The sequence below is a fragment of the Endozoicomonas sp. genome (genome assembly GCF_965196975.1).
Lineage (GTDB): Bacteria > Pseudomonadota > Gammaproteobacteria > Pseudomonadales > Endozoicomonadaceae > Endozoicomonas.
Genome location: NZ_OZ239981.1, coordinates 1300832 through 1325703, shown reverse-complemented (window position 1 = coordinate 1325703; position 24872 = coordinate 1300832). Strand labels below are relative to the sequence as shown.

Below are 24872 nucleotides of genomic sequence, written 5' to 3'. Positions count from 1 at the left end.
TGACTATCAACCCCGCTGAAGAGCCTTAACCTGCTGGATGACTGATATAACCGCTTCAAAAGCCAACCTGCTGGCATCCTGCTTCAGTTGATGGTGAATCTCCATGAAAGACTGTTTCAGTGCGCCCCGGTAATCCTGATCTTCAATCGCCCTCTTCATAACAACTCGAAGGTTTTCAGGTGTAGCATCGTCCTGTAAGACTTCAGGTACCAACTCTCTGTCTGCCAGCAGATTTGGCAGAGAGACGTATTTGACCTTTACCATACGGCTGATAATAGCAAAGCTCAGTGGTGCCATTTTATAACTGACAACCAGAGGCTTCTTATGCAATGCAGCTTCGAGAACAGCAGTTCCCGAGGCGATCAGAATCGCATCTGATGCGGCCATAACAGATTGCGACTGACCGTCATAGACCGTTACATCAAGATCCGGAAACTCACTGACTATGGGTAGAATCTGCTTTTTTCGTCGCTCATTAGCACAGGGAATTAAAAAGCGGGCATCTGGAAAATCTTTCCTGAGCAGGCGAGCTGTCTCAAGAAATAAGTGACCCAGTTTTGAAACCTCGGCTTTACGGCTACCTGGCAGGAGTCCAATCACTGGCCCACCACCATTACTGACGCCCAAAATCTGCCTGGCTGCATCTTGATCAGGGTTCATCGAAATCTGGTCAGCCAGAGGGTGACCGACAAACGTCACAGGTACATCATGCCCCCTGTAATAATCCACTTCAAACGGCAGCAGTGCCAGTATATGGTCTACAGAGTGTCGGATTTTCTTTAGCCGGCCTTCACGCCAGGCCCATACCTGTGGGCTGACATAATGTACAGTCGGAATACCGGCAGCTTTCAGCTTTCGCTCAAGGGCCAGGTTAAAATCAGGGGCATCAATACCAATAAAAACATCGGGCTGGTCCGCAATCAGTCGCTCTCGTAATTGCTTTCGAATGCCTAGCAGCTCACGAAGGCGCCCCAGAACCTCAACCAGCCCCATCACCGACAACCGCTCCATTGGGAACAGGCTGTCAAAGCCCTCTGATTGCATCAGAGGGCCTCCGATACCATAGCAGTAGGCATCTGGAAAATGCTGCTTGATTTCCCGGATTAACCCAGCCCCAAGAATATCTCCTGAGGCCTCTCCAGCAACCAATGCAACACGTAATGACGAGCCTGAGGTGGAAGCCGATTGCATCACCGGGTAATACCACGGGTTGACGATTTCAGAGAGTCAATCAGAAGCTGAACTTCAGCCAGCGACTCCATACTCTCAAGCCGGTCAATCGCTTCAGCCGTTCTCAAACCCTGACGGTAAACGATCTTATAGCACTGCCTCAGTTTGCTGATCAGTTCAGAACTGTACCCCCGACGACGCATGCCCTCAAAATTCATCCCATGAGCTTCAGCCGGGTTACCACTGGACATGATAAATGCCGGCACATCTTTAAAGAGGGCCGTATGGGCAGCACTCATACTGAAGGAACCAATCTTGCAGAACTGATGTACAGTTGTGTAACCACCAAGGATCACGCTATCACCAACAATAACATGACCAGCAAGTGCCACATTATTGGCAATAATGCAATTGTCGCCTATCACACAGTCATGAGCTACATGAACGTAGGCCATCAGCAAGTTATTACTGCCAATGGAAGTCAGCCATTGATCCTGAATTGTGCCACGATGGATCGTACAACCTTCACGGATAATATTGTTATCACCAATCACCAGACGGGTTGGTTCGCCAGCGTATTTTTTATCCTGACACTCTTCCCCAACACTGGAAAACTGAAAAATACGGTTATTATTCCCGATAACCGTTGGGCCCTTAACCACTACATGAGAGTTGATACGGGTACCCTTGCCCACTTCAACATCTGCCCCAATATAAGTCCATGGCCCAACTTCAACGTCTTCACCAATACGGGCACCCGGCTCGACAATAGCCGTGGGATGAACCTTAGCGGTTGGATGAATATCTGCTTTAACAGCCTTAGCAGCTTCAGAATCAGTAACGGAGAGTGTGTCGCTCAAGATTTTATTTCCTTTCTTGCACACGTAACTTCTGCAGAGCAGACAATATTACCATCAACCACCGCCTCACAGGCAAATTTCCAGATATCCCGTTTCAGTGCCAACAATTTGGAACGGAGAATCAACTGATCACCAGGGACCACCGGTGTGCGAAAACGCACTTTATCCACTCCGGCAAAATAGTAGATAGTGTCGCCATCCGTCTTGCGAATATGATAACCAAGGATGCCTGCTGACTGAGCCATTGCCTCAATAATCAAAACGCCCGGCATCACCGGATGCTGTGGAAAATGACCATTAAAATGTGGCTCATTACTGGATACATTTTTAAGACACTCGATGGTGCCATTTTCTATATCCACATGAAGAACCCGATCCACCAGCAGAAAAGGATACCGATGGGGCAAGATCTCCTTAATTTCCTCAATTCGTCTCATTCGCCATAAACTCTAATCTTCGATGTAACAGAAAAAGGCTGGAAAACCAGCCTTTTTTCTCTACCGTAAACATTCTCACCGGTAGTTAGCAGATGGGTTTCAGTGTACTTATATCAGTATCACTGTTTCTCCAACTGTTTAACCCGCCTGGCCAGATCATCCAACTGCCGGAAACGAACCACGTTTTTCCGCCACTCGCGACTCTCCATAAAACCAGTGCCCGAGGAATAGGAACCCGCCTTGGTAATTGAGCGCGTAATCATGGCCATGCCACTGATAAACGTACCATCCGCAATGGTCAGATGACCAGCAAAACCGGCTGCTCCGGCAATAGTACAATTTTTCCCAATCTTTGTACTTCCGGAAATACCGACACCGGATGCAATGGCAGTGTTTTCGCCAATCACCACATTGTGAGCAATCTGAATCAGGTTATCCAGACGGACACCACTGTGTATTTCCGTATTACCCAATGCACCACGGTCGATACAGGTGTTGTTTCCTATTTCAACATCGCTGCCGATCACAACACCACCAATCTGGGCTATTTTGTGCCAGCGACCATCAGAGTGTGCATTACCAAAACCATCACCACCAATCACCGCTCCGGAATGAATGATGGTTCTATCGCCAATGGTAACACCATGACAGACCGTAACATTACGATGAAGATGCACATCGGCCCCAATCACGGAGTCGTGACCAACCACGGTACCGGCATCAATGCGCACACCGGCCGCAATCCGAACACCTGCCTCAATAACAACATTCGCACCAATGGCAGCCGTAGCATCAACAATTGCCGTACCATCAACCACCGCACTGGGGTGGACCCCCTCCTTTCCGCCACGATCAGGATCGAACAGGGAAGACAACCGGGCATAACCCAGATACGGGTTATCAAGGATCAGGGCATTGCCAGAAAACCCACTGGACGCATCAGGACTGAGAATAACAGCACCGGCCTGGGTGATTTCCAGATATTTGGCATAAGCCGGGTTGGCCAGAAAGCTTAACTCATGCCCCTGCGCATCCTGAAGCGTATTCAGACCAGAAACCTGCTTGTTGGCATCTCCCTGTAGCTGGGCACCGCACTTTTCTGCCAGTTCGGACAAAGTATAAACATCAGTCATGATTCATTACTTCATCTGGTTGAGGCTTTCGATGACCTTACGGGTAATATCAATACTTGGACTGGCATAGATAGCCATCTGACGGTCAATCACCAGGTCCAGCTTCAATTCATTCACAACCTTATCGATGGCCGTCTGCAGCTTAGGACGCAGCTTTTCACGCTCAGCATTATCCGCTTCTGCTCTGTCAGTCTGATACTGGCGCCCCTTAAGTTGCCAGTCTTCGTACTTGCGCTGTAACTCCAGCTGACGCACTTTCAACTGCTCTGCACTCAGAGTCGGACCATCTTTCTGCAGTTTTTCCTGCATATTACGAACGTCACCCTCAAGCTTCTGCAGAGCAACCAACTGTGGCTTGAACTTGGCTTCAGACTTTTTGGCGTATTGCTTGCCAGCATTGGATTCACTCAACACCATCACCGTATCAAGCACACCAATTTTACTGCCAGTTGTGGCAGCATTAGCCAGAGGAGCCAGCATAATCAGGGCCAGGAATGCCAGTCTGATCGATTTCAAAATAAATCTCCTGAGAAATTATCAGTCCCCGTAGCCTTTAAACATTACCAGACAGCAATGAGGGCCTCCTTCCAGAGTGTGAAGCCCAGTCAGTCATCAACCAATCCGATGATGTGGTATTTACTGCCAATTGCCCGGGGAAACTACGGTAAGATAGCGGTTAAAGGGAACATTATAAAGAAAAGGTGCCTGATAGCACCTTTTAATTACGTAAAACGCCCTCTTATAGAGGGCTTATCAGAATACAATCAGAACGGAGTACCCAGAGAGAACTGGAAGGTCTGAGTTTCGTCCTTGCCTTTGGCATTCAGAGCCTTAGCCAAACTGAAGGTCAGCGGGCCAAGTGGGGTAATCCAGGTCAACCCTACACCAGCACTGTAACGCAACTCGCTTAAATCTGGCTTAAAGCAATCAACGACCTGATTACTGCAGGTCGTATCAAACACATTACCGTAATCAAAGAACACACTGGTTCTTAACGAACGCTGATCCTTAACAAATGGTAACGGGAATAGCACTTCAACCGTACCTTCAATCAGTACATCACCGCCCATGCTGTTGAAATCGTCGGCGTTATCCCGTTGCGCAGCTTTTGGCCCAAGCGAGTTATCCTTATACCCCCTGACAGAACCAAAACCACCGGCATAAAAGTTTTCAAAGAATGGCATTTCTGATGTACTGCCATACGCACCGCCATATCCAAGGCGAGTTGCAACACGTGCAGTTAAACTGCGGGTAATTGGCTGGAAGTACTGCCCCCGGTAAACCAGTTTATAAAACGTGGTGGTTGAACCAGGTATAGCAGCCGACAGGGATACACTTTGAGAATAACCGGCCGTTGGCAAAAGTCCGCGGTTCAGTTCTGACTGTGACCAGCCGAGCGAAGTTTTGATATTGGTAAACTTCGTACCCTCTGCGGCCAGGTAATCCATAATCACCTGGGGCGTACCAGAGCCAGTGGTAATCTCCGTACCATCAACCCCAAGACTGAAGTTAATGGACTGTGTTTCAGACAAAGGATAGCCAAAACGCACATTACCGCCAAACGTGTCAGCCGCATAACTCGAGATATCCGAGTCACTGTAATCGTAGGTTCGATAGTAGACATCAAAACCACGGGAGACTCCGTCAATGGTGTAATAGGGATCCATAAAGCTGAAATTGTAGAGCTGACTTACATCGCTCTTGTTCAGACCCACTGTCACCTTGTTTCCGGTTCCCAGGAAGTTGCTCTGGCTGACAGAACCACCGAGCAACAGACCGTCAGACTGAGAGTAACCGATACTGGCAGTTACGCTACCAGAAGGCTGCTCTTCTACAGTGTAATTAACATCAATCTGATCACTGGTACCTGGCACCGGTGGCGTTTCAACATTCACTTCCTTGAAATACCCCAGACGCTCAAGCCGCACCTTGGACTGCTCAATCTTCTGAGTGTTAGCGGAAGCCCCTTCCATCTGACGCATTTCCCGACGCAATACTTCATCATCCGTCTTAGTATTGCCTGAGAAGTTGATGCGGCGAACGTAAGCTCTTCGGCCCGGATCAACAAAGAAGGTCAATTCAACCGTTTTGTTTTCATGGTCTGGTTTTGGAATTCCCGTCACATTGGCAAACGTATACCCTTCATTACCAAGACGACGACTCAGAATCTCTTCAGTGGTCGTGATCAGCTTACGGGAGAAAACCTGATCGGGTTGAGCCAGTAGCAGCTTTCTTGCTTCATCTTCTGGAATAATCAGATCACCGGCGAGCTTAACATCACTGACTGTGTACTTATCACCTTCATCAACATTGACCGTGATATACACACTCTGCTTGTCAGGGCTGATTGAGACCTGGGTGGAGGTAATATTAAAGTTGATATAACCACGATCAAGATACCACGATCTCAGACGCTCAAGATCACCAGATAATTTTTCCCGGGAGTACTTGTCAGCAGAGCTGAAGAACTGATACCACTCCGTTTTCTGCAATTCAAATAGATCAATCAGTTCATCTTTAGGGAAAGCGGTGTTTCCGACAACATTAACATGCTGAATCGTGGCAACTTTCCCTTCCTTGACATTAATACGCAGCTTTACCCGGTTTCGGGGCTGGGCCTCAACATCGGCAGTAATTCGTGCACCATAGCGCCCCTGGGCAACGTATTGACGCTCGAGCTCAAGACGGATGGCTTCTAACGTGGCCTGCTGGAAAATTTCACCTTCAGCCAGGCCGGAACGCTCCAGACCGGTCATCAGGTCTTCCGTCTTAATGGCCTTATTGCCCTTGATTTCGATTGAGCTGATTGATGGCCGTTCAACAACCGCAACGACCAGCACATCGCCTTCACGAGCCATGCGAATGTCATTGAAGTACCCAGTTTGATAAAGGGCACGGGCAGCCCCAGCAATATCAGGTGATTCAATATCATCACCGACCTCAACAGGCAGGGCATTAAAAACTGTCCCGGCTGAAACCCGTTGAAGGCCATCAATCCGGATATCTGAGACGACGAAGGCCTGGGCAGCAGGCGCGATGGCTAAAGAGCCAATCAGCAGAGACAACAGTGATCGCTTCATGGAATCCGTTCTTATCCGTGTTCATTTCGCATTAACGTGAAAAACATTGTACTTCACCGTTTTTCATGGTTTGCAAATGCGCAGAGCGCAAAATGCTTTTCTTTCGCCTGAATGTTCAATGGTCAAACCAATGCTAGTGCAGCCATTTCAGAATGGCCCAATAACTTTATGACCCACAGGGTCATTGAAAGAGTCGACTAAGGTCGTTATACATGGCCAGCATCATTACACCAACAACAAACGTTACCCCGATTTTCAAACCCAGTGTCTGCATCTTCTCAGAGAGCGGTTTACCCCTGACCATCTCCACGAGATAGAAAAGCAGGTGACCTCCATCCAACACCGGTATAGGGAGCAGGTTCAGCACCCCAAGGCTTACGCTTAACATTGCCAGAAAATAGAGAAAGTTTTCCAGGCCAGACTCAAGTGACGCGCCAGCCACTTTAGCAATGGTTATCGGGCCGCTCAAGTTTTTAACAGAAACAAGCCCTACAACCATCTTCCAGAGAGACTCTAGTGTCATGCTTGTCAGAGACCAGGTCGCCTGAGCACCTTTTACCAGCGATTCAATGGGACCGTACTGCAAGTGACGAATCATGGTATCTGGCCAGGAAACCTGTTGGACGCCTGCACCAATAAAACCGGTTGTCATCCCATCAGTGGATCGACTACCCGGAGTTAACTGAATATCCTGACTAACGCCACCCCGCTCAACAAACAATTGAAGAGGCTTACCAGCATTGTCGCGGATCACTTCCACAAAGTGCATCCAGTCAATGACTGCTTCCCCATTAACGCGAAGGATTTTATCACCTGGCTCCAGACCATCTCTCGCTGCCGCACCATCTTCAGCCAACTGACCAATGACAGCAGGAATTTTTGGAGAGAAAGGTAAAATACCCAGAGAGCGCACGGGGTTTGGCTGCTCTTCATTGATCAGCCAGTCTACTACCTCAATATTTTTATCTCTGACAGCACCATCTGAGGCAGCTCCAGGCTCACCGGCTCGAATGGAGAAATCAAGATTTTTACTCTCGCCAATATACGTCAACAGCTCCATATTCACGGCCTGCCAACCCGGCGTTTCGACACCGTTCACCGCAACAATTTCATCACCAGGGTGAATTCCAGCAACGGCAGCGGGTGAATCGGGAATCACTTCACCAACCTGAGGCATCAGGGTACGAACACCCACCATGTACATGAGCCAAAGGGCAAAAACAGCAAGAAGAAAGTTAGCTAAGGGTCCGGCAGCTACAATCGCAATCCGGGAAAGAACGGGCTTACTATTGAAGGAAAGGTGCTGCTCATCACTGGGAACCGGCCCTTCCCTCTCATCCAGCATCTTGACGTATCCACCCAGTGGTATTGCTGCAATACTGTATTCCGTACCGTGACGGTCAGTCCAGCTCCATAGTGATTTACCAAAACCCACGGAGAAACGAAGCACCTTAACACCACAACGGCGTGCAACCCAGAAGTGACCATACTCATGAATACTCACCAGTATTCCAAGGGTCACTACAAAGGCAAATATGGTCTGCGCTGAGTCAAGAAGTGATTCAAAAATCATGCAACACCCTGCATCTGTGAAACCTGTTTCTGAGCCAGATAGCGGGCTTCCCTGTCAGCCTCCAGCACTTGATCTAAGTTTCCGGCGCTCAACACCGGTAATGTCTGTAATGTTGCATCAATGACTTCAGGGATGCGATCAAAGCTCAGCTTTCTATCAAGAAAAGCATCAACCGCAATCTCATTGGCAGCATTCAGCATAGCAGCTGCTGTGCCTCCACTGCGTGCCGCCTCCTGGGCCAGCTTCAAACAGCGGTAACGCATCATGTCCGGAGCATAGAAGTCAAGCCGGGCAATCTCGGTCAGCGACAAAGGAGCAACACCGGAGGGTATTCTTCTTGGCCATGCCAGAGCATGGGCAATGGGTGTTCTCATGTCCGGATTTCCCATCTGAGCCAGCACAGAGCCATCCTCGTAATCCACCATTGAGTGGATGATACTTTGAGGATGAATCACCACCTCCACCTGCTCGGGACGGGCATCAAACAACCAGCATGCTTCAATAAACTCAAGCCCCTTATTCATCATCGTGGCCGAGTCTACCGAAATTTTACGCCCCATGCTCCAGTTTGGGTGGGCACAGGCCTGCTCAGGCGTTACAGCGGAAAAACTTTCCACAGGAGACTGTCGGAATGGGCCTCCGGAAGCGGTCAGCAATATTCTTCTAACACCCACCCGTTCAAGACCCAAATGATGATCAGCAGGCAGGCACTGAAAAATAGCGTTGTGCTCACTATCAATAGGCAGAAGAACAGAACCTGAAGCCTTAACAGCATCCATGAATAAAGCACCGGTCATCACCAGCGCTTCTTTATTCGCCAAAAGAACTTTTTTCCCTGCACGAACAGCGGCCATAGTAGGTGAAAGCCCTGCAGCACCAACAATGGCTGCCATAACGACATCAACCTCACCATCAGCCGCAACCTGGTTCATCGCAGCCAGGCCGAATTCAACCGAAATGCTCAACCCTTCGGACAGAAGATCTGCCCGAAGATCTCGGGCTGCCTGCTCATCCGCCATAACAATGTATTGTGGCTGAAACTGACGGGCCTGCTCCAGCATAACACTCGCATTCCTGCCCGCTATTAAAGAATGAACGCTGTATAGATCTGGGTTACGAGCGATAACATCCAATGTACTTTTACCAATGGATCCTGTGGATCCCAGTACACAAACCCGCTGTCTACCGGTTTGAGAGCATAATGCAGTCATGACTATACACCCCTGATTATCATGACATAGAGAGTAAATATCGGAACAGCAGCGGTCAGGCTATCAATTCGATCAAGCACACCACCATGACCTGGCAGCAGGTTTCCACTGTCTTTAACCCCCCTGTACCGTTTCAATACGCTCTCCCAGAGATCACCCAGAACGGAAACCAGAACCGTCAGAATGGTCAGCGTCAACAATGACACTCCCTGAAAAAAACTGACGCTGCCAAACAAGGTAACAAGGCTTGAAATCAACATTGAAACCAGCACACCACCGACCAGCCCCTCAAGGGTCTTTTTAGGACTGACCCGCTCAATAAGCTTTATTTTGCCAAAACGCTTTCCAGCAAAATAGGCACCACAGTCGGCAGCCCAGACCATCACCAGGAGGGTAACGATCAACCAGGCTGAGTCTGTCATCTGCTTGAGTTCATAAAGACCCAGCCATGCCGGTACCAGGGTCAGCAATCCCATCAATAATCTAAGAGGCCTGCTCTCAAGCAGGCGGCCGCTCTCCGGGTATTGCTTGACAAGGATGAAAGCAATCAGCCACCAGACAGCAGCCAGTCCAAGGGTCAGAATGGGAGGTAAAAAAAGCGTCAGGCCACAGAAAGCACCAATAGCCAGCGCATAAGCCAGACGAACAGGTCGATTCTCAAAACCAGAAAGGTTTGCCCATTCCCAAGCCGCAAGCATGATAATCGCGGCGATAAAGAAGCCAAAACCGGTTAACGGTAATAAAAACACGCCGGCAAGCGCTACAGGCGCCAGTATAAGAGCCGTTATAATTCTTTGTTTCAACACGGTGTTTCAGCCTCCACCTGCTCGCTGGTTTTGCCAAATCGTCGCTGGCGACGGGCGTAGCTCAGCAGGGCCTGCTGAAATTCATCTCGTCCAAAATCCGGCCACAAGGTTTCGGTAAAATAAAACTCACTGTAAGCACATTGCCACAACAGGAAGTTACTGATTCGTTGCTCACCACTGGTACGAATCAACAGATCCGGGGCAGGCAAACCTGACGTACTGAGATGCTGCTCAACCGCTGACTCATCAATACTCTCCGGCCCAAGCTCCCCAAGAGCCACTTTTTCTGCCAGCTGGCGTGCTGCAGAAGCGATGTCCCACATACCACCATAGTTGGCAGCAATAACCAGAGTCACTGCGTAATCAGCTGAAGTCAGCGCTTCTACTTCTTGAATATGTTTCTGAATTTCAGGGCTGAATCGGGAAACATCACCAATTACCTTCAGTCGGATACAGTTTTTCTTTAACCGTCCGGCCTCTCGCTTTAGCACATTCAGAAACAGGCGCATTAGCCCATTCACTTCAATAACCGGCCGATTCCAGTTCTCGCTGCTGAAGGCAAACAGCGTGAGCACTTCAACACCGTGGTCAGCGCAGGCCTCAACCACTTCACGAACACGGTTCACACCAGCCCTATGTCCAGCCAGACCTGGCAGGTGCTTCCTTTTAGCCCAGCGGTTATTACCATCAAGAATGATAGCCACATGGCGCGGCAGCCTTTCTGGCGGAACTTCCTGAATGCCGCTTTTTCCCTGTAACGATGTATTTGCCATGGATTAAGACGATCTGAAAATTGGCAGGTAAAAAAAGTGTAACAGTAGAACCTTGCAGGAGCACGCTGTAAAAAGCAAGCACCTGCAACGCATCAAAAGACAGCTGACGCCTGAATTCCTGAAGTCATTACAAGTAGACTCTTCTCTGATAAAGCAGACAAGGCAGTAACTCCAGATCAGCACTGGCAGCCATTAGATCGCCATCAGATCCTCTTCCTTGGCAGAAAGATTTTTATCAACTTCAGCAATAAACTGATCAGTCAGCTTCTGAACATCATCCTGTCCGCGACGCTCATCATCTTCACTGATCTCTTTTTCCTTCTCCAGTTCCTTAATATCAGCCAGTGCATCACGGCGAATATTACGAATGGCAATACGGGCATTCTCCGCATCCTGACGCGCCTGACGAATATAGCCCTTGCGGGTTTCTTCGGTCAGCGGAGGCAAAGGAATACGAATCACTTCGCCAGCAGTAGAAGGGTTAAGCCCAAGGTCAGACTTAAGAATTGCCTTCTCTACATCAGGAACGATCTGCCTTTCCCAGACGCGAACTGCAAGCGTACGACCGTCTTCAACAGAAACGTTAGCCATCTGACTCAAAGGCGTTTCTGAGCCATAGTAAGAAACCTTAATACCATCAAGAAGGCTTGGATGAGCTCGACCTGTACGAATCTTGTTGAAGGCAACCGTCAACGATTCAATGGTTTTGCCCATACGCTCTTTGGCATCATCTTTAATCTCATTGATCATCATTAACCCCCGTTTACCAGTGTTCCTTCATCACCACCAACCACAAGATTTAACAGAGCCCCGGATTTGTTCATATTAAACACCCGAACAGGCATCTGCTGGTCTCGCACCAGACAAATAGCCGTTAAATCCATAACGCCCAGCTTGCGCTCCAGGACATCATCATAGGTCAGCTGATCAAATTTAACCGCATCAGAATGCTTTACCGGATCTTTATCATAGACACCGTCAACCTTGGTGGCCTTGAGGACTACATCAACGCCCACCTCAATCCCCCTCAGACAGGCTGCGGAGTCGGTGGTAAAAAATGGATTTCCGGTACCGGCAGAAAAAATCACAACATCGCCAGAATTGAGATACCTCATTGCACGGCGATGATCATAATGCTCAACAACACCACTCATGGGAATGGCTGACATAACCCGGGTATTAATATTGGATCGTTCAAGTGCATCACGCATGGCCAGAGCATTCATCACGGTTGCCAGCATTCCCATGTGATCACCGGTTACCCTGTCCAGGCCTGCAGCACTGAGGGCCGCACCACGAAAGAGGTTTCCACCACCAATAACGATACCAACCTGTACACCGATCCCTACTAACTGACCGATTTCCAGGGCCATTCGATCCAGAACCCTGGGATCAATACCAAACTCACCCTCACCCTGAAGAGCTTCACCACTGAGCTTCAGTAATATGCGTTTGTATTTCGGTTGACTATCACTTGCCGGCATGTTCAGTTTCCGAGTCTGGTTGGCTAAATTACACTCAACTCGCAAATGCGCTGACATCTGGAAATCAGCCATAAAAGCTGCATTCGATGAATCATCTGGCTGAAATGACCTTCTCTAACCAATCAGCCAGCGAGTTGATGTGTTCTGACAGTTGATATTCTTATCCATGAAACTTTCCCATGAAGAAAACCCGAAAATCAACCATCAGCTACGGATAGACATGAAAAGGCCAACCCTTTGGGTTGGCCTTTGTATTACAGTCCTGCCTGAGCGCGGACTTCAGCAGCAAAGTCCACTTCTTCTTTCTCGATACCTTCACCAACTTCAAAACGTACGAAGCTGGATACAGCAGCACCTGCCTTCTTGGCCAACGCACCAACAGTGGTGTCAGGGTCTTTAACGAAAGGCTGTTCAACCAGGCTGCTCTCTGCCAGGAACTTGCTGATACGACCTTCAATCATCTTCTCGATGATGTTGGCAGGCTTGCCAGACTGCTCAGCCTGAGCCTTGAAGATCTCTTTCTCTTTCTCTACCAGTTCAGCCGGCATGTCTTCCTTGTTAACCACCTGTGGGTTAACAGCAGCAACGTGCATGGCAATATCACGAGCCAGTTCAGTATCACCACCTTCCAGCTTGGTCAGAACGGCGATGCGGTTGTTACCGTGAACGTAAGAGCCGATCACACCACCTTCAACGATAGCGATACGACGAACACCGATGTTTTCACCGATCTTCTGAACCAGCGCCTGGCGGGCTTCTTCCAGTTCACCTTCCATCAGAACAGCAACATCAGCTTCCTTACGGGCAAAAGCAGCATCCACTACTTTTTGAACGTAACCCAGGAAGTTATCGTCACGGGCAACGAAGTCAGTTTCACTGTTAACTTCAACCAATACACCAAAGCTGGCGTCGTCAGCTACTTTAACAGCTACAATACCTTCCGCAGCGATACGACCGGCTTTCTTGGCAGCTTTTGCCTGACCGGACTTACGCATTTCTTCGATTGCAACTTCGATATCGCCCTGTGCTTCAACCAGTGCTTTTTTGCACTCCATCATGCCCAGGCCAGTACGTTCACGCAGTTCTTTTACCAGTGCTGCACTAATAGCTGCCATGGTTGATTCCTCTCAAATTGACAGTCTTTTTATGCCACCATCCAAGTAGAATAAAAATGGCATAAAAGAATAGTTATCTGTACATCGGAAAAAAGGGGGCAAAGCCCCCTTACTCTTTTCCAAAATCAGCAAACAGCATCTTTTATTGTTGCAGGACAATCCCAAACGAAACCAACCTGCACCCCAGTCATAAGACCAGCCTAGTTAGATGCTGCCTGGAGCTGGATCTTCAAAGCCTCAGGCTTCTTCAGAACCTTCCGCTTCTTCAGCCTTGGGAGCTTCCTCAGCCTTTGGCGCTTCTTCGATTTCTACGAACTCGTCTTCAGCACCAGTGCTCGCACGGGCACGACCTTCCAGGATCACATCAGCAGCAGCTTTCAGGTACAGCTGGATAGCACGGATAGCATCATCGTTACCTGGGATGATGTAGTCCACACCTTCAGGGCTGGAGTTAGTATCAACGATACCGATTACAGGAATACCCAGCTTGTTGGCTTCCTGAATGGCAATGCGCTCATGCTCAACGTCGATAACGAACAGAGCGTCTGGCAGACTACCCATATCCTTGATACCACCCAGACTGCGATCCAGTTTTTCCAGATCACGGCTGCGCATCAGAGCTTCTTTCTTGGTCAGCTTTTCAAAAGTACCGTCGTCACGCTGGCTTTCAAGATCACGCAGACGCTTGATGGACTGACGAATGGTCTTGTAGTTGGTCAGCATACCACCTAACCAGCGGTGATCAACGTAAGGCATGCCACAGCGAGAGGCTTCTTCACGAATGATCTTACCAGCAGCACGCTTGGTACCAACAAACATGACCTTGTTTTTGCCTTCAGCCAATTTGCCGATGAACTGCAGAGCGCCATTGAAAGCAGGCAGGGTGTGCTCAAGGTTAATGATATGAATTCGGTTGCGCGCACCAAAGATGTACTTGTTCATCTTTGGGTTCCAGTAACGGGTCTGGTGACCGAAATGCACGCCGGCCTTGAGCATGTCACGCATAGTGACTTGAGTCATGGGAATCTCCTGATTCAGGGTTATGCCTCCAAACACCCCATGTGTTCGACCAGTTCATGATCCGCATAACGAATTCAAAAGCTGGCACCCAGAACCATGTGTCGGTGAATGTGAGATCTTTTATCAAAGTTAAGTTTAATGAGATCCACTTTGCTCAGTCCTGAGAATGACCGCGATGTACCTCATCTCGAAATCGAGTGGCGCTTTATACCATATTCATACAGTTTTCGAAACTTTTTCTGAAATCAACTGAAATGCTGATTATCTTCTTCTACGGCATCATACAGCCGCTCCAATATATCCGGAACCGCAGACATCACCCGGTTCCAACTGGGAATAAAAGGACGCTCCATGGGGTTTTCAAGGAAATGCTGACCTGCTTCCATGATATTTCTGGCAAACAGCTCAACGGCCCGCTCTTCGCTGTCACGATCCACATGCAGGCCATTGATCATGGCGTCATCGTAATAGGATTCGATAAAGTCCAGAGCCACCCGGTAGTAGGTCGCCTTGATGGTCCTGAAGGTTTCGGTATTAAACTGAACCCCATTGGTCGCCAGTTTACGAAAAATAGCCTTGATGATGTCGTGGCTCATTTTCGACAACCCCCGACTGACATCACCTTCAGACAGGGGCTGATGCTTGTGATCGTAAATATCCGCAATATCCACCTGACAGAGGCGCTTGCTGGAATAATTACGCTTAACCTCCGACAACACGCCGATCTCCAGCCCCCAGTCACTGGGAATCCGTATATCGTTAAATACGCTGGTTCTCATGGAGAATTCACCAGCCAGGGGGTAACGGAAGCTGTCCAGATATTCGAGATACTCCATCGGCCCAAGGATTTTTTTCAGAGCCCTTAATAAAGGCGTAACCAGCAGGCGACTGACTCGTCCATTTAACTTATTATCAGCGATTCGCGCGTAATAGCCTTTACAGAAGTCGTAACTGAACGCTGGATTAGCGACCGGATACAACAGCTTGGCCAGAAGATCCCTCTGATAGGTCACAATATCGCAATCATGCAGTGCGACAGCTTCAGACTTGGCTGACGCCAGCACATAGCCATAACAATACCAGACATTCCGCCCCTTCCCCGGTTCTCTGGGAGCCAGCCCTTTACTGGCCAGCAACGCATCAATTTCCTGTAACTTGGGACCATCCTGCCAGAGAATGCGGTGATGCTGATCGAGCCGCCCAAAAAAATCTTTGGCATAGGCAAACTGCTCTTGATCTGCACGATCCAGTCCAATCACAATTTCAGAGAGATAACGAACCTGGCTTAGCTCTTCGACAATATGCCCCAATGCCGGCCCTTCCAGCTCTGAAAACAGTGAAGGCAATACCAGCGACATCGGGCGCTGTCGAGAGAACGCCAACAGGTCACGCTCCATGTCTTCGGTTGATCGAACTCTCAGATTATGAAAATTGGTAATAATTCCATTCTGGTAAAAGTCACCCATCACCGCATCCTTTCTCTGCTATTAGAAATTACTTTATTTTTTTACTGAACAAATCGAGGATGGCCTGATTCCAGCCCTCAGGACCGACGCCAGAGGCTTCAACAACCTCAACAATATGACTCACATCCGGTGCCAGACCGTGCTCCGAACGGATAAGCACCGGATAATCCACTGCTTCAAGCATCGGCAAGTCGTTCATCCCATCCCCAAGAGCACAGGTCATAAAGCTATCTTCCGGATATTCCTGCCGGTACTTTTTCAGCAGCGCCTGCAGTGCCAGCCCTTTATTACCTTTCACGGAAACATGATAAAAACGCCCCCCCCTTGTCAGGTGAAGCCCTTCAGACTCCAGCAATTCGACAAACTCTGGCAACGCTGAGTGACTATCGAGCCAGACCAACGGCTCACTGGCCTTTCGAGCCATGGCTTTACTAGCTTCACCTATTGACGCGATGTGCGACTTTGTCTGAAACTATCTCAAATTACTAGCCCGGATATTTCATAAACTGCCCCGAATCTCGGGCAGGACTTTGTCGCCCTAAGGGATTTTGTGAGGGAGTGCCGTACCGGGGAGTACGGTCGACCGAGCAAAACTCCCTTAGGGCGGCAAAGGACAAGCGAGAACGGGAGCACGTTTATGAAATATCCGGGCTAGCATGATGGTAAGTCCAAGTTGTATCTTCAAAATCACGCAATTATTTGCTTTCCGTTTTTTAATCTTCGGAAATAAGGTTCTCAAACTGTATTGCAGGACGACCAGCAATTATATTCAGATAAGAACCAATATTATGTGCCAGTAACTTCCGAGCGATACGTGATGTCATATGCCATCTATCTCGACAATGGCACTTTTCTATTTCAAAGCGCTCTGTCAATTGACCTATCACTGTTTCTATTCTCCGTCGTACCCGTAATACCAGCTTTACAAACGACTTCGGACGTTCATCTTGCATGTTTTTTCTCAGTGGCGTCTGAAGATCAATACCTAATTCCTGACAATCAGCTTTAAACTCAGGCCTTATATAGCCCTTATCGCCAAGCAAGAGGCCAGAAATGGTCTCGAGCATGTCATAGGCTGCATCACGCTCATCTACGTTCGCTGCGGTCAGAGTAAAACCCACAGGAATCCCTCGTGCTTCAACCAGCAAATGCCCCTGAAAGCCATAGAACTTCTTGTCCTTGGAAGCGCAGTAACCATAACCAGCCTCAGCTTTAAAGATACGGCTCTGTGGTGCACGGGTTCTGACGACAACATCAATCGGAAAACCATCGATTAAATGGATATCTGCATTATCTGCATGCATCATCTGGACTATACGAATTTGCAGTCGTTGTTTCACATGCCATAAGTTGGCGGCCTGTTTGACAAATGCCGAGCGTGAAGGAATGTCAGGAAACAGGTGTCGCCAGTGTCGGGTAAAATACTTCCAAATCTCAGTGTCCTTATGATGCCCAAGCCATTCACCGACAACTTCCATGGTGATCGCTTCACTATCAGTGAGCTTTGGTGGAAACCCTCGAAGTCGCAGTGGTACAGGAAAAAGCTCTTTTACCAAATCGTCGATCAAGCAGTAGACTGTAGTGATAAACTCTTCAACGGGCATGACTGAAACCTTCTTTGCTTTCTACTGCTTTTAATAGCAGAAAGCAGGATCAGTCATGTCTCCTTATGCAAACCTAAAAGTCGCACATGGCGTCCTATTGATAAGCCGGTAACCTCGGCCACCTGTTCCTCAGTCAAATCGCCAAAGCCTTTAAATCGAAAACCATACTGACGTCGGATATTGGATAAAACCCGGCGTATGCTCCGATAGGGCTGACCATGAAAAAAGTGGGTAGGTTCTGTTTCACAGGAATCCCGAAAACAGCCCGCTGGGATCGTTGTCACCATGCCATTTTCAGTAATAAACGGCTGCTCAATCCCCATTTTACGCTGAATAACAACCGCCTCTGCCAGTGTTTTACTGGTATTAAAAATGACCGGCACTTCACGCTCATACAGCAACTTCAGCGCAGGCTGAGCCACAGCCCAGCTATAGTTATCATGATCCAGAAGGGAACCATCAAGATCGGTAAAAACCAGAATTCTCGGCGTTTTTGCTTCCATCAAAAAACCATCCGCTTAGCCAAAACGCTTTTGATAAATGGCATTGGTTGCCTCGACAAAACCACCAATACTGCCGCAATCAAATCGCTTACCCTGAAATTTGCAGGCAATCACACAACCACTCCTGGCCTGAGTCAAAATGGCATCCGTGAGCTGCACCTCACCGTTTTTCCCAGCTTCCGTGCTGGCAATAATGTCAAAAATATCGGGGGTCAGAACGTAACGTCCAATCACAGCAAGATTGCTGGGCGCCTCGGAAGGAGCCGGCTTCTCAACCATGTCCGTCACCCGAATCAATTGTTCATCCAGAGCCTCCCCCGCAATCACACCGTATTTTTCGGTTTCCGCCTCTGGCACCTCCTGAACCGCAAGAATCGTGCATCGAAACTGCTTATAAAGATTGACCAGCTGAGCCATCACCAATGGCCCTTCATCATTCACACAGAGATCATCGGCGAGAATGACACCGAAGGGCTGATCACCAATTAATGTCTTGCCACAGGCAATGGCATGCCCCAACCCCAACATCTGATTCTGTCGTGTATAAGAGAATGTACATGCTGACATCACATCCCGAATCGAAGACAGCTTTTCCTCCTTACCACTTCCAGCGATCTCGGCCTCAAGCTCATAGTTAATATCGAAGTGATCCGGTATCGCCCGCTTATTCCGGCCATTCACAAAACCAAGATCCGTTAATCCGGCTTCCATAGCCTCCTCAACGCCATATTGAATCAGCGGCTTGTCAACAATTGGGAGCATTTCTTTAGGCATGGACTTGGTGGCTGGCAGAAATCGCGTCCCATAACCGGCAACAGGAAAGAGGCATTTTGAAATCATCCAATAACTCCGTTTATCGCTTTACGTTGAATGTGATGCAGTTATTTGACGCAGTTTCCATGCCAACGTTAAGTGACTAACCACATGGCACAACTCATGCTACCGATATAAAGAAAGTGAATCAGAACTTCGTACTGCTGCTATTTCAGGAGAGGCATTGTGCAAAGCTACCCACCGATCTTTGCGTCATTTCATCAGTCCCTGTCTACACTCCTTGAGACGCCTTATGGTGATATGTCTGATGACCTCGCCAGCATCATCGTTCGCCGGATTGAGCACTTTTTGCACAATCACGAACAAAAGGATTTTAACGCCTGGTCAGAGCAGGATATTTTTCTGATCACCTACGGCGACAGCTTGAAAGATGGTCAAAAAAAGCCACTCAACGTATTGAATGAATTTATCAAAAGTCAGTTGGGACAGCTCATTTCAACGGTTCATATACTTCCCTATTTTCCTTTCAGCTCTGATGACGGCTTTTCAGTCATTGATTACTTGCAGGTCAATCCAGCACTGGGAAGCTGGGAGGATATCAGAGCAATATCTGAAGATTACCGGGTGATGACAGACCTGGTGATTAACCATGTTTCCAGAGAAAGTCTATGGTTTGCTGATTTTGTCAGTGGCACCCGGCCAGGCCGGGATTACTTTATTGAGGAAGAGCCTGCAACCGATCTGACCATGGTAACCCGCCCCAGAAACTCGCCTCTGCTAGTACCCACCCAGACACGCCGGGGAACCCGCCACGTCTGGGCCACCTTCAGTGAGGACCAGATCGACCTTAACTTCAAAAACCCGGATGTGCTGATAAAAATGGTCGATATTGTCCTTTTCTATCTTACCCAGGGCACCAGCGTAGTGCGTCTTGATGCGATTGCTTTTTTATGGAAGAGGCTCAATACATCCTGTGTGCATCTACCAGAGACACATGCCATCGTAAAAGTAATGCGACTGATTGTTGAAAAAGCCCGGCCTGGCGCATTACTGATAACAGAAACAAATGTACCTGACCCTGAAAACTTCAGCTATTTCTCTCAAGGTAACGAGGCGCATATGGTGTACCAGTTTGCGCTCCCCCCCCTGATACTTCATGCACTAAACAGGGGCACCGAGAAATACCTGGCGCACTGGGCAAGGGCACTGCCAGAATACCCTGAGGGTTGCACTACACTGAATTTCACCGCTTCCCATGACGGCATTGGACTGCGGCCACTTGAAGGACTGGTTCCCAATAACGAAGTCTCTGAACTGGTGGACAGCATGCACCGCTTTGGCGGATTCGTCAGCATGCGAACACTTCAGGATCAGAGCGAAAAACCTTACGAAATCAATATTTCTCTATTTGATGCCATGAAAGGTACACGGCGCGGTGAGGACCACTGGCAGGCACAGCGTTTTCTCTGCTCACAGATCATCATGCTTGGAATGAAAGGTATTCCAGCTATCTATATTCACAGTCTGCTGGCCACTCCAAACGATCTTGCCGGCGTTGAACGATCTGGCCGCACCCGGTCCATCAACCGTCGTAAATGGGATATTGAAGACCTGCTCTCAGAGCTGGACAACCCAGTTTCTATGCAGAATATGATCTTCAGAACCTTGAAAAAAGTCATTGAAATCCGCAGAAAAGAAAGCTGTTTTCACCCTGATAACCCACAAAAAATCATAGATATCTGCCCAGGCATTTTCGCATTTTCAAGAACTGACCCAAAAACAGGCAGACATCTGATTGCCATTCACAACCTTACAACAACACATATACAAATAGACTTGGAACAATATAAAAATTATTTGGATTTACTCAAACAAAATCCCTGTCACTCAGAGTACTTAACTCCCTACCAATCACTTTGGCTTATTTCAAACTAATGCCCGTTTTCTCAATTATGCAGAGCACAGCCAATCAAGATGTCAGCCCCAAAGCCAGGAGCACCGGAGAATAAGATGCTAACTAAGCGAGCCTAAATTTACTGATAGCCGACCATCCAGTCAGATGGTACACCTAAACAGCTATCCAGCACACTTACCCTATCACCAGAAAATAAAATAGGTCAGCAGCAAAAAAGGATAAAATGGCAAAAGCAGCACAAACAAAATAAATTAAATCGAATCAACTATTCACTTTTGCTATTTAAATTTTTTTTCATTCAAAAAATTAACACAATACCCTCTGCAAATTGGAACTATATTCTTTTTTCACGGTCAATCTATCCGTTATGAATATCCAAAATCCAGAGTTTAAACAATGAACAAAATCACTGGCGCATTATTTACCTCTCTATTTGCCATTGCAATTTCATCCATCTGCCAAGTAGAAGCTCGTGAGCCTGAACGGGAAGAAACAGCACATTTCGACCGCTATGGTCAATCCCCTACCTATCGTGAAGACCAAGGATACTATCCTCCACCTCCTTACCCCGGCACATCAAAACACTCAGCCCCTGTTATTAATGTTGCTCCTCAGGACAGAGAAGACTTAACCATCAACTTTTCCAATAAGTCCGATGTTGAACAAAAATATATAGAGGCTTTCTACAAGCGTGGTGAAAAAGATGGTGAAGTCCTCAGATCAACTCTTGACAGACTCAGAGGAAATATTGAAGAGCTTAACCAGCTATCATCAGATCTCCATACAATGTCAGATAGCCGATCCTTTCAAGCCGTGCCTGTTAAGGAATTTCTGGATAGAGTAGAAGCGTATAGAAAAAGAAGTGACAATTTCAAAATTGATATTCAAACCCTGAAATACTTACCAAAACTGCGACCTGACATTACCGCTGACAAAGAAGGCGTCGTTAACATGCAGGAACTTGTCGATTATTACAATGGAATTGTCCAGGCAATCACCAGAAGAGCGGAGCTTTTGCACTTCACAGTCAAACTTCCGGATGAAACAACCCGCAGATTAACCATTGTTGAAGTAGATGAATTCTTAGACGAAGGTCCTATTTATTCTCCGGAAGAAATAGAAAGGATGTCCAAAGAAATCACTGCGTTGAGAATAATGCCCTCTCGTGACAGACGGGTAATTGACACCAGTATCAACCACTTTACTTTTCGAGCAATACACGCCTTTATCGACACCTTCGGAACATCACAAAGATATAGAACCAGTGTTGACCTTGCAGGCGCTAAACGCGCTAAAGAGATGTTACTGGATGCGTTCTGGGCAAGATCATACCTTCGAGCCGTTTACGGCATAAAAATTGGTAGCATTCCTGTTGAATACACCAAGCGGGTATTTAACCTGGACTACTATCTGAGTGATATGCAGGTACCAAGCGCTCAAGCAATTTATGACGTAAATGACCTGACACGTTACGCCAACATGGCTACTGAAGCCTTTGGCACAGTGGAAAGCTCTGCCAGCAGAGAGTGGCGTTCAGTCAATGCCTGGGTAACCTGGGCATCCGGAAAATCAAATGAGATGGATACGAAATTTTTCATCATCGGTCTTTTAAAACGAGATCTTGATGAGGAAATTACTCTAAGTCAGGCTGGTGGTTTGAAACGCGTCAGAGATGGCTATAAACAACACTACCTTACTGACAAGGCCGCCCGCGCATTTTTTGAAAGCAAAGCCAATCAGACATTTGGCTTTGGGGATGACGACGATGATATAGAAAGCGATGTTGGTATGGTTGATGCCGACACCCTGAAAGGATCTCTAGCTCAATCTGTGGGAATTCTTAGAAACCAGGAAAACCGTCTTGAAAGAGCCAGAAAATTACAAAAAGAAGTGGATATGATGACTCAAAACAGCCTTCTGATTAAAAAAAGAAAACAAAGAGAGTTATTCAATTAAAAAGACATAACTCACGAGTCAATAGAGAAATACAGAGCACCTGAGTCGTCTCCCCCTCAGGTGCTCAATGATTTTAATAAAAACCAGTATCACAGGTCATTACAGTGAATATTAACGTTCGTTTTATATGCTCAGCTCTATTGGCATTAATATTCCTATCACTCCACACTTACGCTTTCAAAAAGGGATCGTCAAACTCCTACTATATCGAAAATTATTGTGTCCAACGTTCACTATCACCATTTCCCATTCACAGCCATGCTTGCCCGGGTCAAACAATCCCAGCACACAAAACCCGTAACTTCCGTTCAGAGGAATTAATGTGCTCACCCGCCAACCATGTTCACACACGGAAGCCTTATCTTTTTGATGAAGAGGCCTGGCTGGATCAGAAAAACATTGATAGATACGAAGCGGCCGAAACCCTTCGCCATCAACCAACGCCAACCTGGGCTGCAAGGATTAAATACAATCAAGATCTTCACTGGTACTGGGAAAACTGTGAAATGGTTGAGGATGCTTTAACCTGCGGAACCTACGAAGTTTGCGATGAAAGGACGGTAATCACCGACACTGGTGAGCAAAAAAAAGTTGAGGAGTGTCATCACAGAGCAAAAAAGTGTTATGCAGATGTTGTTGTTCATGAGAGCCAGCATTGCAGCTATGGACATATGGACTTTGATGTAGAGTTCCGGAAGAAAGATGCCACTGACTGGAACCCAAAAAATGAAAATTATATTGACCGACTTGCTAATGGCTATGATCTTTTGCCAGGTGAAGAAGAAGCCGTCACAGTCAGTAATCTCATGAGTGGCTGGCTGAGCTCTCAAGCCACCCAGCTAACACCAACACTATCCATCGAAGATCCAAAAAATGAGTATAAGTCTGACTATGTTGTATTAAACCACCAACCTGGAAGCCTTTCTTGCCGCTTTCAAGGTTATGATAAGGTCAGCTTTTTAGTTGACACGGAGAAACGTATAGCATCCCGCTCCCCCAATGGTTTCTCGCGCCCAGTAGATTTTGACAATGAGCCCATTGAATCACTGGAGTGGTCATCCGCCCGTGGAAAAACAGGACATATGGTACTTAAGGCCTTCCCATATATAATGAAGGCTCAGGACTTCTCTTCTGCAGCGATCAGCGAAGTTTCAGGAGAAGTATCCAAGAAACTAAAAAATATAGTGGTTAGAATTCAGCTTTATGAGCCATCTGTTTTCGGACAGAGGCTCAGGTCAACCATTTACATTGATGAAGCCGAGGGGGTAAAGCAAACCTTAAATGCTCTTTCTGAAGATCAGAAAATAAGACGCTCTACACTTTGGAAATTTATTCTCAACAAGGGGGAGAATCCCAGTAAAAACATGTACCGGAATTACATACCGGCCTTAGTTTATTACCCGGGAAAAATTCTCTTTCTGCCGGATGAAACTCTAAGCTACGATGAACACCTTGATCCCGACACTGAGTACACACTCAAGTTAACGGTTTATCAGAAAAATATGCCTTTTTATCGCCAGTCCTGTGAGTCGGACCCCGATGCTTGGGACTGCAAATGGTATGCGCTGTGGGGATTGCTCAGCCCGAACCGATATGAGAACAATTATTTTTCAAAAAACAGTTTGGATGTCACATTCACGTCAAATCCTGATGTTGACTTGAGGACCTGGTTATCAACATTCTGGCATGCAATCTATTATGGTCAGTACCCAGTCTATGCTGGAGTTATCTATTTTACATTTAAAGCTATAAGCCCTTTGTTAATTTGATAATGGTTGCATTCACTCTTGAAAAAACGGCAGGAAAATATCCAAACCTCATTTTCCTGCTACCAATTGTTTCATGATCAATCTTAGAGATTGCCCCCCCCTTTTTGTCCCACAAAAAAAACTGTTTAAAGAGCAGTATCGGTTGACTATAAGCCATATTTAAAGACCCTCCTGATACATTAATTGAACTGTTTTTTCAATCTTTCATTTTTATTAATTTTAT

General features: G+C 47.4%; 22 protein-coding genes. 3 read left to right on the top strand and 19 right to left on the bottom strand.

The window, feature by feature from the left end:
* Positions 1 to 6: 6 nt before the first annotated feature.
* From lpxB to galU, 19 genes are all read right to left on the bottom strand, one after another.
* On the bottom strand, positions 7 to 1191 hold the full coding sequence (lpxB, locus tag ACOCLE_RS05785) for a lipid-A-disaccharide synthase (protein WP_419535893.1): 1185 nt from the start codon (positions 1189 to 1191) through the stop codon (positions 7 to 9).
* Entirely contained in the window at positions 1191 to 1973 is a 783-nt protein-coding gene (gene lpxA, locus ACOCLE_RS05780; RefSeq protein ID WP_419537159.1) for an acyl-ACP--UDP-N-acetylglucosamine O-acyltransferase, read from the bottom strand. The genes lpxB and lpxA overlap by 1 nt, the downstream gene beginning before the upstream one ends.
* Before the next feature lie 53 nt (positions 1974 to 2026).
* Positions 2027 to 2467, bottom strand: a complete 441-nt coding sequence (gene fabZ, locus ACOCLE_RS05775; RefSeq protein WP_419535892.1) for a 3-hydroxyacyl-ACP dehydratase FabZ — start codon at positions 2465 to 2467, stop codon at positions 2027 to 2029.
* A 119-nt stretch (positions 2468 to 2586) separates the two neighbouring features.
* Positions 2587 to 3600, bottom strand: coding sequence for a UDP-3-O-(3-hydroxymyristoyl)glucosamine N-acyltransferase (gene lpxD / locus ACOCLE_RS05770; RefSeq protein WP_419535891.1), 1014 nt, complete (start codon positions 3598 to 3600; stop codon positions 2587 to 2589).
* A gap of 6 nt (positions 3601 to 3606) precedes the next feature.
* Positions 3607 to 4116: an OmpH family outer membrane protein gene (locus ACOCLE_RS05765; RefSeq protein ID WP_419535890.1), complete on the bottom strand. Its 510-nt coding sequence runs from the start codon at positions 4114 to 4116 to the stop codon at positions 3607 to 3609.
* 248 nt (positions 4117 to 4364) lie between these two features.
* Complete coding sequence (gene bamA, locus ACOCLE_RS05760; protein ID WP_419535889.1) at positions 4365 to 6680, bottom strand: outer membrane protein assembly factor BamA; 2316 nt, start codon at positions 6678 to 6680, stop codon at positions 4365 to 4367.
* Positions 6681 to 6861: 181 nt separating this feature from the next.
* Positions 6862 to 8253 (bottom strand): sigma E protease regulator RseP, encoded by a 1392-nt coding sequence (gene rseP, locus ACOCLE_RS05755; protein WP_419535888.1) that lies wholly within the window; start codon positions 8251 to 8253, stop codon positions 6862 to 6864.
* A complete protein-coding gene (gene ispC, locus ACOCLE_RS05750) occupies positions 8250 to 9464 on the bottom strand; it encodes a 1-deoxy-D-xylulose-5-phosphate reductoisomerase (protein WP_419535887.1) in 1215 nt (404 codons plus the stop codon). Before ispC ends, rseP begins: the two co-directional genes overlap by 4 nt.
* A 2-nt stretch (positions 9465 to 9466) precedes the next feature.
* On the bottom strand, positions 9467 to 10270 hold the full coding sequence (locus tag ACOCLE_RS05745; RefSeq protein WP_419535886.1) for a phosphatidate cytidylyltransferase: 804 nt from the start codon (positions 10268 to 10270) through the stop codon (positions 9467 to 9469).
* Positions 10264 to 11043 carry a polyprenyl diphosphate synthase gene (gene uppS / locus ACOCLE_RS05740; RefSeq protein WP_419535885.1) on the bottom strand — a complete coding sequence of 260 codons (780 nt, stop codon included), beginning with the start codon at positions 11041 to 11043 and terminating at the stop codon, positions 10264 to 10266. Before uppS ends, ACOCLE_RS05745 begins: the two co-directional genes overlap by 7 nt.
* Positions 11044 to 11235: 192 nt before the next feature.
* Positions 11236 to 11793: a ribosome recycling factor gene (frr, locus tag ACOCLE_RS05735; protein WP_419535884.1), complete on the bottom strand. Its 558-nt coding sequence runs from the start codon at positions 11791 to 11793 to the stop codon at positions 11236 to 11238.
* A 2-nt stretch (positions 11794 to 11795) separates the two neighbouring features.
* A complete protein-coding gene (pyrH, locus tag ACOCLE_RS05730) occupies positions 11796 to 12527 on the bottom strand; it encodes a UMP kinase (protein WP_419535883.1) in 732 nt (243 codons plus the stop codon).
* A gap of 254 nt (positions 12528 to 12781) precedes the next feature.
* The gene (gene tsf, locus ACOCLE_RS05725) at positions 12782 to 13642 is read right to left on the bottom strand and encodes a translation elongation factor Ts (protein WP_066015035.1); all 861 of its coding nucleotides are present in this window, start codon (positions 13640 to 13642) and stop codon (positions 12782 to 12784) included.
* Positions 13643 to 13879: 237 nt separating this feature from the next.
* Entirely contained in the window at positions 13880 to 14662 is a 783-nt protein-coding gene (gene rpsB / locus ACOCLE_RS05720; RefSeq protein WP_419535882.1) for a 30S ribosomal protein S2, read from the bottom strand.
* Positions 14663 to 14907: 245 nt separating this feature from the next.
* Complete coding sequence (locus ACOCLE_RS05715) at positions 14908 to 16128, bottom strand: glycosyl transferase (protein WP_419535881.1); 1221 nt, start codon at positions 16126 to 16128, stop codon at positions 14908 to 14910.
* A 28-nt stretch (positions 16129 to 16156) separates the two neighbouring features.
* Positions 16157 to 16552: an HAD-IIB family hydrolase gene (locus ACOCLE_RS05710; protein ID WP_419535880.1), complete on the bottom strand. Its 396-nt coding sequence runs from the start codon at positions 16550 to 16552 to the stop codon at positions 16157 to 16159.
* Positions 16553 to 16841: 289 nt separating this feature from the next.
* Entirely contained in the window at positions 16842 to 17732 is an 891-nt protein-coding gene (locus ACOCLE_RS05705) for an IS982 family transposase (RefSeq protein ID WP_419533099.1), read from the bottom strand.
* Positions 17733 to 17785: 53 nt separating this feature from the next.
* On the bottom strand, positions 17786 to 18235 hold the full coding sequence (locus tag ACOCLE_RS05700; protein WP_419535879.1) for an HAD-IIB family hydrolase: 450 nt from the start codon (positions 18233 to 18235) through the stop codon (positions 17786 to 17788).
* Positions 18236 to 18250: 15 nt separating this feature from the next.
* Entirely contained in the window at positions 18251 to 19075 is an 825-nt protein-coding gene (gene galU, locus ACOCLE_RS05695) for a UTP--glucose-1-phosphate uridylyltransferase GalU (RefSeq protein WP_419535878.1), read from the bottom strand.
* 159 nt (positions 19076 to 19234) lie between these two features.
* Between galU and ACOCLE_RS05690 the strand changes: the two genes are divergently transcribed.
* From ACOCLE_RS05690 to ACOCLE_RS05680, 3 genes are all read left to right on the top strand, one after another.
* Entirely contained in the window at positions 19235 to 20944 is a 1710-nt protein-coding gene (locus tag ACOCLE_RS05690) for a sugar phosphorylase (protein ID WP_419535877.1), read from the top strand.
* A 376-nt stretch (positions 20945 to 21320) separates the two neighbouring features.
* The gene (locus ACOCLE_RS05685) at positions 21321 to 22880 is read left to right on the top strand and encodes a hypothetical protein (protein ID WP_419535876.1); all 1560 of its coding nucleotides are present in this window, start codon (positions 21321 to 21323) and stop codon (positions 22878 to 22880) included.
* Positions 22881 to 23200: 320 nt separating this feature from the next.
* A complete protein-coding gene (locus ACOCLE_RS05680) occupies positions 23201 to 24649 on the top strand; it encodes a hypothetical protein (RefSeq protein WP_419535875.1) in 1449 nt (482 codons plus the stop codon).
* Positions 24650 to 24872: the final 223 nt, after the last annotated feature.